General features: G+C 54.9%; 12 protein-coding genes. 5 read left to right on the top strand and 7 right to left on the bottom strand.

Going from position 1 to position 14,785, the window contains the following annotated elements; translation table 11 throughout:
* Positions 1-18 precede the first annotated feature (18 nt).
* Together SMB34_RS10065 and SMB34_RS10060 are read right to left on the bottom strand one after the other, a co-directional pair.
* Positions 19-954, bottom strand: a complete 936-nt coding sequence (locus SMB34_RS10065; protein ID WP_037989747.1) for an electron transfer flavoprotein subunit alpha/FixB family protein — start codon at positions 952-954, stop codon at positions 19-21.
* Between the two features lie 17 nt (positions 955-971).
* The gene (locus tag SMB34_RS10060; protein WP_007091357.1) at positions 972-1,721 is read right to left on the bottom strand and encodes an electron transfer flavoprotein subunit beta/FixA family protein; all 750 of its coding nucleotides are present in this window, start codon (positions 1,719-1,721) and stop codon (positions 972-974) included.
* A gap of 184 nt (positions 1,722-1,905) precedes the next feature.
* Here SMB34_RS10060 and SMB34_RS10055 point away from each other — a divergent pair, with 184 nt between their 5' ends.
* Entirely contained in the window at positions 1,906-2,979 is a 1,074-nt protein-coding gene (locus SMB34_RS10055) for a GlxA family transcriptional regulator (RefSeq protein ID WP_037989744.1), read from the top strand.
* A gap of 88 nt (positions 2,980-3,067) precedes the next feature.
* On the opposite strand, the gene SMB34_RS10050 is transcribed toward SMB34_RS10055, so the two are convergent.
* The 3 genes from SMB34_RS10050 to SMB34_RS10040 form a co-directional block, all read right to left on the bottom strand.
* Complete coding sequence (locus SMB34_RS10050) at positions 3,068-4,696, bottom strand: BCCT family transporter (RefSeq protein ID WP_037989743.1); 1,629 nt, start codon at positions 4,694-4,696, stop codon at positions 3,068-3,070.
* Between the two features lie 153 nt (positions 4,697-4,849).
* Positions 4,850-5,983, bottom strand: coding sequence for an FAD-binding oxidoreductase (locus SMB34_RS10045; RefSeq protein WP_037989742.1), 1,134 nt, complete (start codon positions 5,981-5,983; stop codon positions 4,850-4,852).
* On the bottom strand, positions 5,980-7,254 hold the full coding sequence (locus tag SMB34_RS10040) for an aromatic ring-hydroxylating oxygenase subunit alpha (RefSeq protein WP_007091361.1): 1,275 nt from the start codon (positions 7,252-7,254) through the stop codon (positions 5,980-5,982). The genes SMB34_RS10045 and SMB34_RS10040 overlap by 4 nt, the downstream gene beginning before the upstream one ends.
* Positions 7,255-8,049: 795 nt before the next feature.
* Between SMB34_RS10040 and SMB34_RS10035 the strand changes: the two genes are divergently transcribed.
* The 3 genes from SMB34_RS10035 to SMB34_RS10025 all read left to right on the top strand — a co-directional run bounded on the left by SMB34_RS10035 (position 8,050) and on the right by SMB34_RS10025 (position 10,804).
* Entirely contained in the window at positions 8,050-9,018 is a 969-nt protein-coding gene (locus SMB34_RS10035) for a cation diffusion facilitator family transporter (protein WP_051682228.1), read from the top strand.
* A 143-nt stretch (positions 9,019-9,161) separates the two neighbouring features.
* Positions 9,162-10,109 carry a 2-dehydro-3-deoxygalactonokinase gene (locus tag SMB34_RS10030; RefSeq protein ID WP_037989788.1) on the top strand — a complete coding sequence of 316 codons (948 nt, stop codon included), beginning with the start codon at positions 9,162-9,164 and terminating at the stop codon, positions 10,107-10,109.
* A 35-nt stretch (positions 10,110-10,144) separates the two neighbouring features.
* On the top strand, positions 10,145-10,804 hold the full coding sequence (locus SMB34_RS10025) for a 2-dehydro-3-deoxy-6-phosphogalactonate aldolase (protein WP_037989736.1): 660 nt from the start codon (positions 10,145-10,147) through the stop codon (positions 10,802-10,804).
* Positions 10,805-10,832: 28 nt separating this feature from the next.
* On the opposite strand, the gene SMB34_RS10020 is transcribed toward SMB34_RS10025, so the two are convergent.
* Positions 10,833-12,443: an inverse autotransporter beta domain-containing protein gene (locus SMB34_RS10020; RefSeq protein WP_037989732.1), complete on the bottom strand. Its 1,611-nt coding sequence runs from the start codon at positions 12,441-12,443 to the stop codon at positions 10,833-10,835.
* A gap of 196 nt (positions 12,444-12,639) precedes the next feature.
* On the bottom strand, positions 12,640-13,575 hold the full coding sequence (locus tag SMB34_RS20645) for an AraC family transcriptional regulator (RefSeq protein WP_167332757.1): 936 nt from the start codon (positions 13,573-13,575) through the stop codon (positions 12,640-12,642).
* A gap of 356 nt (positions 13,576-13,931) precedes the next feature.
* On the opposite strand from SMB34_RS20645, the gene SMB34_RS10010 reads away from it, so the two are divergent.
* Positions 13,932-14,714: an SDR family oxidoreductase gene (locus tag SMB34_RS10010; RefSeq protein ID WP_037989730.1), complete on the top strand. Its 783-nt coding sequence runs from the start codon at positions 13,932-13,934 to the stop codon at positions 14,712-14,714.
* Positions 14,715-14,785: the final 71 nt, after the last annotated feature.

The raw sequence follows: 14,785 nt of genomic DNA, 5'->3' as shown, positions 1-14,785 counted from the left end.
AGGGGTGCGACGTTCGTGTCAGAGCTGACGCTCCAGTTCGGGAAGAATGTCGAACAGATCACCCACAATGCCATAATCCGCGACCTGGAAGATCGGTGCATCTTCGTCGGTATTGATCGCAACGATGATTTTGGAATCCTTCATGCCCGCAAGGTGCTGAATGGCACCCGAAATACCACATGCGATGTAAAGATCGGGGGCGACCACCCTGCCGGTCTGGCCGACCTGCAAATCATTTGACGCATAACCGGCATCCACGGCCGCACGCGAGGCGCCGATGGCAGCGCCGAGTTTGTCGGCAACCGGTGTCATGACCTGCTGGAACCTTTCGGCGGAACCAAGGGCGCGGCCGCCCGATACGATGATCTTGGCGGAACCAAGTTCCGGCCGGTCATTTTTCGACAGGATGTTTTCAAGGAAGGTCGAAAGACCGGTTGCGTCCGATCCGGCATCGATGGTTTTGATCGGGGCCGGGGCGTTGTCGCCATTGGCGGCGGCGAAGCTTGTGGTGCGGATCGTGAGGACCTTTATCGCATCGGTCGTCTGCACGGTTTCAATCGCATTCCCGGCATAGATCGGGCGTTTGAAGGTATCGGGGGAAACAACCTCGATCACGTCGGAAACCTGCATGACATCGAGAAGGGCGGCAACGCGGGGCAATACGTTTTTGCCCGTGGTGGTGGCTGGCGCGAGGATGGTGTCGTAATCGCCTGAAAGATTGACAATCAGGGCGGCGGTCGGTTCGGCAAGACGCTGTTCAAGCGCGTCGCTTTCTGCAAGCAGCACATTGCGAATGCCCGAAAGTTTTGCCGCCGCATCGGCCACCGAACCGGCATTTTTACCGGCGACCAGAATGTCGATATCGCCACCGATCAGGGATGCGGCGCTGAGTGCCTTGGCGGTCTGATCGGACAGGGATTGATTGTCATGTTCTGCAAAAAGAAGAATGGCCATTTTTATCTCCGCCCGGTTCAGATGACGCCAGCTTCGGCTTTGAGCTTTTCGATCAGATCGGTTACACCGGCCACCTTGATCCCGGCGGTGCGACCGGCGGGTTCTTCGACCCGGATCACGCGAAGGCGCGGGGCAACCGTGACGCCGAAATCATCGGGCGTTCTGGTTTCCAGCGGCTTTTTCTTGGCCTTCATGATGTTGGGAAGCGACGCATAGCGCGGCTCGTTCAGGCGAAGATCGGCGGTGACGATGGCGGGCAGGGTGACTTCGATGGCCTGCAGGCCACCATCAACCTCGCGGGTGACCTTGGCGGTGGTATCGCCAAGGTCAAGTTCGGAGGCAAAGGTTGCCTGCGACCAGCCGAGCAGGGCGGAAAGCATTTGCCCGGTCTGATTGGCGTCATCGTCAATCGCCTGTTTGCCAAGGATGACGAGGTTTGGATTTTCGACCGCAACCACGCCTTTGAGCAGTTTGGCGACAGATAGCGGTTCGATGGGGCCATCGACCGTGATCAGGATGGCGCGATCCGCCCCCATAGCAAGGGCGGTGCGCAGGGTTTCCTGCGCCTGTGCCGGGCCGATGGAAACGGCGACGACTTCGTTCGCCTTGCCGGATTCTTTCAGGCGCACGGCTTCTTCGATGGCAATTTCGTCAAACGGGTTCATCGACATTTTGACATTGGCAAGATCGACACCAGTGCCGTCTGCCTTGACGCGGATTTTGACGTTGTAATCAACAACCCGCTTTACAGGTACGAGAACCTTCATCTTCGTCCTTCCTGATAAAATCGCGGTTTGGGGATTTCATCCTTTCGCCGCGAAATCGCATTATTGGTATTGTTGAAAAATAGCTTGGCGAATTTTTGCGCCGGAAAATAGAATGTTTGCGTCAAAGCGGGATTATCGCTACGACAGATACAGCAACCTTGTCTGCATCGGAGGGTCTAGGGCCATGTATTCCGGATCTCAAAGCGTCAAAGCGGGGCGTCCTGCGAATGCGTCTGGTGCGGGCAAGTCGAACCACGAAAAGCCGCGGCTTTCGGTCGGGTTCATTCTGGCGAAGCGGTTTACGCTGTGTGCCTTTGCCAATTTTGTCGATGTGCTCAGACTGGCGGCTGATGAAGGGGATCGCAGCCGACCGATCCTGTGTAACTGGACGGTGGTGTCCGACACCATGGACCCGGTGCCGTCAAGCAGCGGTATTATCGTTCAGCCCAAGGAACGGCTGGGCGACCCAAGGCGGTTCAATTATATCGTCGTGGTCGGCGGGCTTATGGAAGAAACGCCCAATCTTGGTTCGGCCTATCACAAGTTTTTGCACGAGGCGGCGGAGGCCGGTATTCCGCTTGTCGGGATATGCACAGGCGCGTTCCTGTTGCACCGGGCGGGGTTGCTTGACGGGTATCGCTGCTGCGTTAGCTGGTTCCATCATTCCGATTTCATCGAACAGTTCGAAGGGCTTGATCCGGTTGCCGATCAGATTTTTGTCGTCGACCGGGATCGGCTGACCTGTTCGGGCGGGGTCAGTTCGGCGCATCTGGCGGCCTATCTGGTGGACAAGCATGTCGGGCGCGCGCAGGCCAGCAAAAGCCTGCATATCATGATCATTGATGATGCATTGCAGGCGGAAAAACCACAGCCGGGTATTCCGCTTGACCTCAAGACGCAGGACCCGATCGTGCAGCGGGCTTTGCTGATCATGCAGCAGAATATCGACACGCCGATTTCGGTTCAGGAAATTGCGCGCCGGATGGGTAACAGCAAACGCCAGATTGAACGCCATTTCAGGCTTTCGCTTGATACATCGCCGCAGGTGGCGTTCCTCAATATCCGGCTTGATATGGCCCATCACCTGATGGAGAAAAGCCAGAAGTCGGTGGCACAGGTGGCGGTGGATTGCGGATTTTGTGATTCCTCGCATTTAAGCCGGATGTTCCGGCGCCGCTATGGCTGCACGCCACAGGAATTGCGTCGCCCGGTATCCGATCAAGTATCTGATGCGGTGCCGGTTCTGGAAGAGGCGTAACTTTCGCCTTCATATCGAAGTTAACATGAAAACGCCGCCCGGAAGATGATCCCTCCGGGCGGCGTTTTTCAGTGATCAAAGACCGTGATCAGCGCGGTTCGCTGGCAAGTCCGCGCCAGATGGCAACGCACATCACAAGCAGAACAATCGTAAACGGCAATCCTGTTGAAATCACCATGGACTGCAGTGATTTCAGACCACCCGCCGAGAGCAGCAGGACAATTGCGACCAGACCTTCGAACACGCACCAGAAGACGCGTTGCGGCATCGGTGCATCGACCTTGCCACCGGCTGCAATCGTATCAATGACCAGCGACCCGGAATCCGAGGACGTGACAAAGAAAACAATCACAAGCACGATCCCGATGAAGGACGTGATCGATGCCAGCGGGAGTGCATCAAGCATGGTGAAGAGCTGCACCGGAAGGTCGGCTTCCTGAACGGCGGTATAGCCGTCACGAACGACCTGGCTGATGGCGGAGCCGCCAAAGATCGACATCCACAGCACGCAGACCAGCGACGGGATCAGCAGGACACTGATGATGAATTCACGCACGGTACGGCCACGGCTGACACGGGCGATGAACATGCCGACAAACGGGGACCAGGAAATCCACCATGCCCAGTAGAACGAGGTCCAGCCCTGCATGAAGTTGACATCGTCACGACCGACCGGGCTTGAAAGTGCCGGAAGGTATTGAAGATATGCACCAAGGAAGTCAAAGACATCGGTCACCAGAAGCAGGGTCGGCCCCGCGACAAGCACGAACAGGAACAGCAGGAAGGCGATCCCCATATTGATTTCCGAGAGCAGCTTGACCCCGGCTTCCAGACCGCGAACGACCGAGAACAGGGCGATGGAGGTGATGCCGACAATCAGGATCACCTGCCAGGTGGTGTCGATGGGCATTCCGAACAGCTTGTTAAAGCCGGAGTTTGCCTGAACCGCACCAAGACCAAGCGAGGTGGCAAGACCGAAAAGGGTCGCAAAAACAGCAAGAATATCAATAATATGCCCCGGCCATCCCCAGACGCGTTCACCGAAGATCGGATAGAAGGCGGAACGGATGGTCAGCGGCAGACCCTTGTTATAGCTAAACAGGGCAAGGCTGAGTGCCACGATGGCATAAATCGCCCAAGGGTGAAGGGCCCAGTGGAAGATCGAGGCGGCCATACCCAGACGAATGGCTTCTTCCTGCGTGGCCGCCGCACCAAGCGGTGCCCAGTCGGTCCGAATGCCATCAGCACCCACGGCAGTCCCGCCCAGAGAAGACGAGAAATGGCTTAGTGGTTCCGAGACACCATAGAACATAAGCCCGATACCCATGCCAGCAGCAAACAGCATGGAAAACCAGCTTAGATAGCTGAAATCAGGTGTTGCGTCCCGTCCACCAAGCCGGACCTTGCCATAGGGGCTGACGACGACGACGAGACAGAGGATTACGAAAATATCGGCCGCACCGATGAAGAACCAGTCGAAGCCCTGTGTGACTTCGGAGAACAGCAGGCTGAAAACAGAGTTCGCCTGATCTGGCATCAGCAGTGTGTAGGCAACGAACGCGATAACGGTCAGGGCGGAGACGGCAAAGACGGGGTTATGGATATCGAACCCGATGGGGCCCAGTTTGCCTTCGATATTGTCCTGACCAATATTGTAGTCTGTATCGATCTGGCCTTCTGGCGGCGTTTCTTCCGCCGCTGTTTTTACGTCACTCATGAAGCTTCTCCTGTTATGAACCTGCGAAAAAATTCCGTCAGGAGAGATCCTTTTGCTGGACCCTTCTTGTGATTTTGAATCAAAGGTGCCACGCACGCCAAAAGGCGAGCTCGTTCAGAACTGTCTTAACGTGCGGGGCGTAAGGCAGAGGTCTTAGAGTTCGACCTCGATGTCCGACAAAGGTGTCGAACAACAAATCAGGACTTTTCCCTGATCTATTTCGCGCTGGCGGATGCCGCCACCGTGTTGCATATCGACTTCACCGGAAATCAGTTTTGACTTGCATGTACCGCAGATGCCGCGCTGGCAGGAGGACATCGGCAATATCCCCGCCTCGCGTGCCGCCGAAAGAACGGTCATGCCCGGACCACATTCGACAACGTGGCCGGTTTTGGTGAAGCTCACCCGGAAGGTCTGGCCGCTGATTTCCGGGGCCGCGACAGGCTCTTCAAATGTTCCGGCTGTTTCCGCGCCGAAGTCGAAGCTTTCCTCGTAATATTTCTCCATGTCGAAACCGGCATCGCGCAACATGTTGCGAACACCTTCCATGAAGGGGGCAGGGCCGCAGCAGAACACCTTGCGGTCCTTGAAATCGGGCAGCATCAACGACAGCATCTGAATGTTGAAGCGGCCGGTATAGCCGGTCCAACTGTGATGGGCGGCGGCGGTGCTGCAGGTGAAGGCAATTCTGAGGCCCGGGTTCTGGGTGGCAAGAAGCGACAGTTCCTTGTGGAAAATGATGTCGGCCGGGGTTCGTGCCGCGTGGATGAAATACAGATCGGACGGTTCGGACAGATCGCAGGCCGTGCGGGTCATCGACATCATCGGGGTGATGCCGCTGCCAGCCGAAATGAACAGGAGCTTTTCCTCGCCAGTTGCATCGGTGGTGAATTCACCGAACGGGCCGGAAACATTCACTTCCTTGCCGGGCGTCATATAGTCATGCAGCCAGTTCGACCCCGGACCACCGGGCACACGTTTGACCGTGATCTCGATCCGGTAGGGGCGGGCGGCAGATCCCGAAATCGTGTAACTGCGCGTGACCATGCCTTCGACGGGCAGTTCAAACGTCATGTATTGGCCCGGATAGAAGCGGAATGCGCGGGGTTCGCGGGCCGAAAAGACGAATGTTTTTACGTCGTGGGTTTCCTGCCGCACCTGCCGACAGACCAGAACGTCATCATTTTCCGGGTCCCAAAGCGGGATGCGGGTGGCCTCGGTAAAGTTTTCATCGTCCCCGGACGGGGCGGCTTGCCCGGGGGCCGGTGGATTGGTCTGGGTCATCATTTGGTGGCCGCCCCGGATTTGTCTTTGGCCAGATGTTGATTCATCCGGGCGATATACCAGTCACAGAATGCTTCGACATGCGGTTCGGTAAAGCGTGAATAGGGGCCGGGCTCGTAGGATGGCTGTTCACTGCCAAGCTGGGCAATACGGACAAGATCGGCGTCCTGCTGGTTGGTCATTTTCCAGACCTGGGTCAGGTTATCGAGATTGTAATCTTCGCCTTCGATGGCGTCCTTATGGACAAGCCATGTGGTGCGCACCAGCGTGCGGTCGGCTGATAGCGGCAGGACCGAGAAGGTGACGATATGGTCGCTCATGAAATGGTGCCAGGAATTCGGATGCGTCCAGAAGCTGAGCCCGCCCAGCTTCGGATCGGTGAATTTGCCCAGCAGCTTTTTCGAGGCGACCTTGGTGTCAAGGGTGTGGGATTCTCCTTCCCACATCAGCGGCAGGCGCATGGTGCGAAAGCCGGTGATATCCGAAAGATGATCTTCTTCTGCCGATGGCAGGCCACAGGATTCCCAGCGTTTATGCTCGTTTTCAATCGCGCTGGTATATTTTTTGACGTCTTCGGACCGGCGTTCGTCCATTTCATCGGGGGAAAAGCCAAAGCCGAATTCGGATAGCGGCACGGTCAGTTGCGGATGGTTGGCTTCGCAGTGATAGCATTCGCGGTTGTTTTCCATCGTCAGCTTCCAGTTGCCTTCCTCGATCAGGTCAGAGGTGAAGGCAACCTTGCAATTGGCGATGTCGTGCGGTGCGATATAGGGCGTCATCACGCGGGCCATATCGTCGATGTCTTTGGGGGCTTCATCGGCAAGGCAGATGAAAATCAGTCCGGCGATGGAACGGATATGGACGGCTTTAAGCCCGTGACAGCTTTTATCAAAGCCCGCCCCCATATGTTCGGCCAGGATCAGATCGCCGTCTTCGTTATAGGTCCAGCCGTGATAGCGGCACACGATATTGCCGATTGTCGTGGCGCGTTCGTCGATCAGCTTTGCCCCACGGTGGCGACATACATTGTGAAACGCGCGGATTTCCATATCGTCGCCGCGCAAAAGCAGGATCGATGCGCGGCCAACCTCGACCGTGATGCAGTCACCCGGTTCGGGCAGTTCCGGCTCGACCGCGACGAAAATCCAGTGCCGGTTGAAAATGACCTCTATATCCAGATCAAGGATTTCCGGGGCATTGTAAAATGGCGCTTCAAGGCTTTTGCCTTTCTCGCGGCGCGACACGAGTTCTTGTATGTCAGAAGAAAAACGCATGATCGGTACCTCAACTTATGAGGGTGTCACGGGAGAAGGACTTTGTCGGTCCTTGCGGAATAATTGAATGATGGACCTGTCTTGGGTGCAAGGAAACAGGAAGCAGTGATTTTCCGTCTTCGGACGACATCATTGGCCGGTTTCAGGTGTTTGTCACGGCAACGAACAGGCAAGGCAAAAGCACATGGAAATGCTTCCCGGTGGCGCAGTTCGGCCCTTGCCCGGTTGGTCACAACAGGGGGGCAGATACTTGAAAAACAAGCGCCCGCAAACGGGATGCCTGTCTTGTATGCGGCGCGTGCTGTCAATTGCACCCAAAGTCTCCCTCTTTTCATGCGGCAGGTAACCTGCTCTTCATTCGCCCTTGATGAACAACAGGCGATTAAAAAGATTTGAAAATCTATTGCGAATTGGACGGCAGGTGGCAGGAACCTTGAGGCAATCACACAGTAAAATTGCGACGCAAGAGTGTAACATTGGGTGTCAGATCGCCATGATAGGCTGTTATCCATTGAAAACAGGGATTTTTCAATTTCATCGACGGGCAGAAATGGCAGGATGATTGCTTCTGTAGCGGGTCTTCTGCGGCGGGAGGCATCGAAATCGTATCCGCGTTTCAAAGCAGCCTGTCTCTTGCGTGAACCCGTATATCATTGCCAGCAATGACATTTCGTGAAAACAGGTTAGACTGTTGCGCAATCTGGATTTTCTGATCAAAGAAGATCGGCCGATCAACAATCTTTCCAGTCCCTGGTCCTGACCCTGACAACCACAAAACCCGGAAGCCACCATATCATGTCTCATTCTTCCAAAGGCGCCATTTATATGGCTGCTGCCGCCAATCTTTTGATCGCCGTTGCCAAGTTTGGCGGGGCGGCGGTTACCGGGTCTGCCGCGATGATGTCAGAAGGGATCCATTCGCTGGTTGATACCGGAAATCAGGGATTGCTTCTGCTTGGTATCCGGCTGTCAAACAAGCAACCCGACAAGCAGCATCCGCTTGGTTATGGCAAGGAAACCTATTTCTGGTCGTTTCTGGTGGCGGTGATGATTTTTGGCCTTGGGGCGGGGGTTTCGATCTGGGAAGGGGTGGACAAGATCATTCATCCCCATGCGCTTGATATTCATATGGTTGCCAGCATCGGCGGGTTCGATGTCATGACCTATCATGTCGTGCTGTCGATCCTTGTGGTTGCCATGCTGCTGGAAGGGGTGGCGTTCCGGACAGCCTACCGGGCCTTTGTCACGCAACATCCCGATACGCCAGTTTTGAAGGCCATTCACGATACCAAAGATCCGACCGTGATCGTCATCCTGTTTGAAGACAGTGCGGCCATGCTTGGCCTGATCGTTGCCTTTTTCGGGATATCGGCGGCGTATGTTCTTGATATGCCGCTTCTGGACGGGATTGCATCGGTTGCGATTGGCGTCATTCTGGCGGTTACGGCGTTCTTCCTTGCGGTGGAATGCAAGGGATTGCTGATCGGTGAAAGTGCCACGGCCGAAACCCGGTCAAAGATCACTGCAATGGTGAATGCCATTCCCGGGATCAAGCGCGCCAATGAAATCATTACACTGCATCAAGGTCCGCAAAGCCTTATGGTGTGCATCAGTGTCGATTTTCAGGACAATATCAGTTCGAACCAGATAGAGGCGACCGTTTCCCAGGTCGAAGCCGATATCCGATCCACCATTCCCGGTGTCGCGAAGGTGTTTATCGAAGCGCAAAACTGGCGGTCGCATCAGGAGCTTCTTGCTCAGTGATCTGGCGCAGTGATTGGGTGCAATGATCGGGTGCAATGATCCCGCCATTCAGCCGATCATCTGTGCAGACGCAGATTGACCGGCCCTGTTGCAAATAGTATGAGGAATTCAAACAAATCATAACGTTTGAGGGCAGGGTGGCCGTGTCACAATCGGAACTTAAATCTTCCGCCGCATGGATTGCCGTGGATTGGGGAACATCCAACGTTCGGGCATGGGCGATGGATGATCGTGCCAATATCCTTGATCAGGTCTCAAGCCGGCTTGGCATGAATGCGATTGCGGCGGATGCGGCACTTGGGTTTGAGGGCGTTCTGATCGATCTGATTGGTCGGTGGTTGCCATCCGGGGTATCTGATCGGATGCGGGTTGTGATTTGCGGCATGGCCGGGGCAAAGCAGGGGTGGCTTGAAGCGCCGTATTGTTCGGTGCCGGTGCGCCCGGATGAATTGGCATCCGGCGCGGTACGCCCGGTCCTTTCCGATCAAAGGATTGATGTTGCGATTTTGCCGGGGCTTAAGCAGGTCGATGATCCCGATGTGATGCGGGGCGAGGAAACCCAGCTTGTCGGGTTTATGGCCTCGCAGCCGGGATTTGATGGCTGGGTCTGTTTGCCGGGCACCCATTCGAAATGGGCGCGGGTTTCGGGCGGAGCGATCCTTGGATTTAAAACCTATATGAGTGGCGAGGTTTTTGCCCTGCTTTCCGGGCAATCGATCCTGCGCCATTCAATGGATGATCGATGGGATGATGCCACTTTCGAGGCCGCGATACGCGATGCATCCGATGCACCGACCGGTTTCCTGCACAAGCTGTTTACGGTGCGTGCAGGCGGGCTGGTTGGCAATGCGAATGCCGCAAATGTTGCGGGTGCCGCGGTTCTTTCCGGGGCTGTGATCGGTTCGGAAATTGCCGATGTCGTTGGCGCGCTGGACGGAAATGCGCAGATTGCCCTGATCGGGGATGGCAAGCTTGCCGGTTTGTATCGCAAGGCGTTGGCGGTGCATGGGTTTGATGCGCATGCCGTTGATGGGCAGGCGATCACGATTGCCGGTCTTGCGGCGGCGCATCAGGCCATCCGCAATGCATAACAGTATTTTGTTTTTCAAGGTTTCGCAGGTGTAACATGGCATATCCGACTTCGGTAAATTCACAGATTACGGACGCGGTGGAACCGGTTTCCCATCGCAAGCTGATTGCCATCCTGCGCGGGGTGAAACCCGATGAAGCGGCCGGGATGGCGCGTGCGCTTGTCGATGCCGGAATCACCATGATCGAGGTGCCGCTCAATTCCCCCGAACCGCTTAAAAGCATTGCGGCGATGAAGGATGAAGTTGGCGCGGCGGCATTGATCGGGGCGGGGACGGTTTTAACACCCGAAGACGCCGAACAGGTCAAGGCGGCCAAGGGCGAATTCATCGTATCGCCCAATTGCGATATCGAGGTGATCGCCAGAACCAAGGAATTGGGCCTTGGATCGTGGCCCGGTGTTCTGACACCGAGCGAATGTTTTGCCGCGATCAGGGCCGGTGCAAGCGGGCTTAAAATCTTTCCGGCCAGCATCATCGGTGCGGAGGGCATCAAGGCAATGCGTGCCGTATTGCCAAAAGACATGCCGGTCTATGCGGTTGGCGGGGTCGGGCCGGATGATTTTAGCGTCTATGCCAAGGCAGGCTGTGACGGCTTTGGCCTTGGGTCAGGCATCTATAAATCCGGCATGACGGCAAGCGATGTGTCCAAGGCCGCTATTGCCTATGTTACGGCGCATGATGCGGTGTTTGGCTGAGGTCTTTGCTGTCAACTCGCCGTTTATTCTACGGGCAATTGATGGTGCTAAAGCCTACAGAACGTGTCGGTGGCGCAGCAAAGAAACAGCTACCATCATTGGTCGTGTTCCCGGTTGATGCGACGTTGAAAATTATTGTTCCGTTACCGGTAATAACTCTTTTGGTGCCGGTGGTTGAAAGTGAAAACCTGTTGTTGGCAATGGTCGCATTGGTGGCGTTTCCAACAACAATTCCGTTCGTAGTGGCGGTATTGGATGATGCCGATAACGTGTTGTTACGAACGACCAGATTGGTTGAGCCACTGGCTGCGATGGCAACGCTACTCGTTGTCCCATCAAAGGACGTAAGTGTGCTGTTTTCGATTGTGACACCGGTTGTGTTGTCAGCGCGAACGGCAAACGTGCCAGTCCCATTATTCGAATTGCTGACGGTCATTCCGATCAGTTTGGTATTATTTCTCATCAGCAGTGTATAGGCGTTATTTTGGTTCGTCGCCGCGATTTTGCCGCCAGAGATGGTCAGGACCGCTTCCCGACCGGAAGGGGATCTAACAGTGATATTGCCAGACCCGACAAGAGTTTGACCGGCAACCATATTTACCTGCTTATCTACATCAATTGTTCCGTCAATGATAACCGTATTGGCCCCTGCTGTGCCCAGGTCAATATTGAAATCATCTGTATCGACCACCGATGAGGCGTTGATAACCGTCAAAGTTTGGCCATCGGCTGTTTCTGTGGCGGTTTCAACCGGGCCGAAGGCGCCAGCTTGGCTGACAATATCAATGTCACGGACCACCGGATCAGTCATGCGCCGTTCCATCGGTGTCAGGCGCTTGCGGCCTGCGCCAAAGAATTGCAGCGGAATGCGCAGACGTGCTGTAACAAATCCCTGTGAGCCACGCGGTTTGTCATGTTGCCATTCGCCGCCTATGGAAAAGCGCGATCCGTTCCAAAGCCAGGGGACCTCGTCGAATGCCATTTCAGCCCGCAGTCGTGGGCCGGTTATGTCCTCGACTTTATCGGCAAAGAAATGATATCCACCGGCAAACAATCGGATTTGCCGGGGTTCTTCTGGTTCATAGACCGGCAGACGCCAGCCAATTTCGCCATCAAAGCCCGCCATGCTGCGTTCTTCGCCGCCGCGGAAGCTGATGGTGGTGCCCGACAGATTGGCCTCGTTCAAGGCGTCAACATTGCGAACACGGCTTCCCTGCGGGATATAGGCGTTGCTACGAAAATCCCAATCGGTGGACAGGGCCTCAAGCCCCAGCGTGATCTGATTGTAATAATTATCCCATTCGCTTTTGCGCCGGTCAAAATAAGCAATGCCGCCAACATTCCAGCCACTGCCAAGCATATGGCGTAGTCCAACGCCAAAATTGCCTTCAACACTGCTGCCATCATCCATGCGCGTACGTAAATTAGTAAAGAACAGCGTATCTTCATTCTGAAGAAGCGGCATGAAAAGATCGACTTCACCCAGATTACGGTTTGTGCCTGCCTTGCCTTCAAGGTCAAGATGCGGTCCCCATTTGGGGGTGTCGCCTTCTTCTGCCTTGGCCTCTTCCATTGGACAGGCAAGTGCCATCAGCACCAGCCACGCGGAAAACCGGGGGCGTATATAAGCGATCTTCATGGGGTGACCTTGCAGAAGCCTTTCAGAAAATGACAAAGCTTGTCCGACATCCTGTTGAATTGTTTTTGCGCTGTTTTCCCAGCACCTGTTACCACGTGGTGTAGGTAACAACCACGCGTCAAACAATCGCGGATTTCTGCGACGATTACTTTTTGTCGTGAAGTGGATAGTGGTGTCCGAAATCGGATATTTTGGCCTACGCTTTGCGTGCTGTTTTGGTCGGACGTTCGCCAAATTCTTGTATATATTCCTGTGCGAAACGTCCCATATGGCCAAAGCCCCATCGCCGGGCGATGGTCGCAACTGGGTCCGTGACGTCAGTTGACATCAGATCATTGCGAACAAGCTGTAGACGAACCTTGCGAATATACTGTCGCGGCGTCAGCCCAAAGGCATCAATGAAGCCGCGTTGCAAAGTGCGGTAACTGCACTCGGCAGTTTCTGACAATGACACCATGTCAAGAGTTTCAGACGGGTTCGCATGGATATAGTCCTGAGCGCGCTTGACATGGCGAGGAACGACACGCGAAACTTCCTGACCGGTGAGGATATCCTGCACATTGCTTTTCAGTTGGGTCAGTATATGTGTCAGCAAAAGATCGCAGGCCTGTGAAGTCACTAATTTATTTGGCTTATCCATCAGCCCGTGATTAAGGGAACTTGCCAGAAATTGCATATAGTGCCGGATCATTTGCCCACCGGAGGTCGTAAGATTGGCAACCGGATCAAATTCTATCGGGTAAAGTCCCATAAGCTCCCCACCAAGGTTTCTTGCATGTTCCCTGATCCGGGTTTTAGAGATCGGCAGGACATAGGAATGAAACTGTTCCTGATAGGCTGTTGTCTCGATACTTAGGTCGCGCATCATGCCTTGGTTGGGTGTCAGATCCCACGTGCGGCCAAGGTGGGTGATTTCGCCCCAACCATCGGTCGGGACAAACAGCATCATTGTATCGCTGCCTTCCCCGGCAGACTGCCAGTCGACACGTGCAGTCCCGAACGTTCCATGCAAAAACGGTTGGTTCCCGATCATGGCAAGCGCCATATCGGCATCAATCTCGTCCCCTTTTCGATTGATCCTGAGTCGCAGTGGTGAAGAAAAATCAGAAACGAATTCCTGTAGCTCAGCCAAATCTTTTGACCGAATTACTGTGAATTTCGAATGCAATACCATGCGCTATGCTGTGTCCCTAGCAAGCAACCGAGACGATCTAAGCCTTTGATTCAGGCTGCCTGTTTATTACCTATACGGTAAGATACAAACCAATAGCCTGCAACAGAAGACAGCACTTTGTGGCTCGGAAACGTCCGATACGTTACAAAATGCTTCCTTTCCCAAGCAGCAGAACACAATGATTGTGCGCATTGCTCGTGTGTTTTGGAATATTCGGTTTTTAAATCATTCCAAATTGTGGAAGTGCGTTTGACCCTTGAAGGCGCGCGGTCTAAATTCCTGCCATTGCAAGAACTCCAGAACGGGAGGATCCATTGGATCTGGGAATCAAGGGCCGCAAGGCGATTGTCTGCGCGTCATCAAAGGGACTTGGGCGTGGTTGCGCGATCAAACTGGCCGAGGCGGGTGTTGATCTGACGCTGAATGCGCGCTCCGAAGGGCCGTTAAAGGAAACGGCGGAATATATCCGCGATACATATGGGGTGAAAGTCACGACGGTTGCGTGTGACATCACCACCGAAGAGGGCCGCAACAAGGTTCTGGCGGCCGAAGGCATGCCCGATATTCTGGTCAATAATGCCGGTGGCCCGCCGCCCGGTATCTGGTCCGATTGGGGACAGAAGGAATGGGAGGCGGCGGTTCAGTCCAACATGCTCACCCCGATCCTGTTGGCGACGGCGGTTTTGCCGGGCATGATTTCGCGCAAATGGGGCCGGATCGTCAATATTACATCGGGTTCGGTCAAATCGCCGATCCCGCATCTGGGCCTTTCGAATGCCGCACGCGCAGGCCTTACCGGTTTTGTGGCTGGAACCGCGCGCCAGGTGGCCAAGGATGGCGTGATTATGAACAACCTGTTGCCGGGCCAACATGATACGGATCGCATCAATGCATTGATGACCAATCGGGCGAAGAACGAGAATATCAGCCTTGAAGAGGCGCGTACCAAAACGCAGGCGGGTCTGCCGACCGGGCGTTTTGGTGACCCGATTGATTTCGGGGCGACCTGTGCCTTCATGTGCAGCGAGCATGCAAAGTTTATGGTTGGTCAAAACATTCTGCTAGATGGTGGTGCCTTCAACTCGACCATGGGCTGATATGTCGTCTTTCGTCACAGGGCGGTCTGCAAATGCCCATTTGCTGCGCTTCCGGTGCTCACGTACCTTGA

The organism is Thalassospira permensis NBRC 106175 (assembly GCF_000714555.1).
Lineage (GTDB): Bacteria > Pseudomonadota > Alphaproteobacteria > Rhodospirillales > Thalassospiraceae > Thalassospira > Thalassospira xiamenensis.
The sequence above is the reverse complement of the archived record's forward strand: the minus strand, read 5'-3'. Positions and strand labels throughout refer to the sequence as shown.

Bases quoted from the DNA above. Each gene is read 5' to 3' on its own strand.
- SMB34_RS10065 (WP_037989747.1), bottom strand. From the start codon at position 954: ATGGCCATTCTTCTTTTTGCAGAACATGACAATCAATCCCTGTCCGAT.
- SMB34_RS10060 (WP_007091357.1), bottom strand. From the start codon at position 1,721: ATGAAGGTTCTCGTACCTGTAAAGCGGGTTGTTGATTACAACGTCAAA.
- SMB34_RS10055 (WP_037989744.1), top strand. From the start codon at position 1,906: ATGTATTCCGGATCTCAAAGCGTCAAAGCGGGGCGTCCTGCGAATGCG.
- SMB34_RS10050 (WP_037989743.1), bottom strand. From the start codon at position 4,696: ATGAGTGACGTAAAAACAGCGGCGGAAGAAACGCCGCCAGAAGGCCAG.
- SMB34_RS10045 (WP_037989742.1), bottom strand. From the start codon at position 5,983: ATGATGACCCAGACCAATCCACCGGCCCCCGGGCAAGCCGCCCCGTCC.
- SMB34_RS10040 (WP_007091361.1), bottom strand. From the start codon at position 7,254: ATGCGTTTTTCTTCTGACATACAAGAACTCGTGTCGCGCCGCGAGAAA.
- SMB34_RS10035 (WP_051682228.1), top strand. From the start codon at position 8,050: ATGTCTCATTCTTCCAAAGGCGCCATTTATATGGCTGCTGCCGCCAAT.
- SMB34_RS10025 (WP_037989736.1), top strand. From the start codon at position 10,145: ATGGCATATCCGACTTCGGTAAATTCACAGATTACGGACGCGGTGGAA.
- SMB34_RS10020 (WP_037989732.1), bottom strand. From the start codon at position 12,443: ATGAAGATCGCTTATATACGCCCCCGGTTTTCCGCGTGGCTGGTGCTG.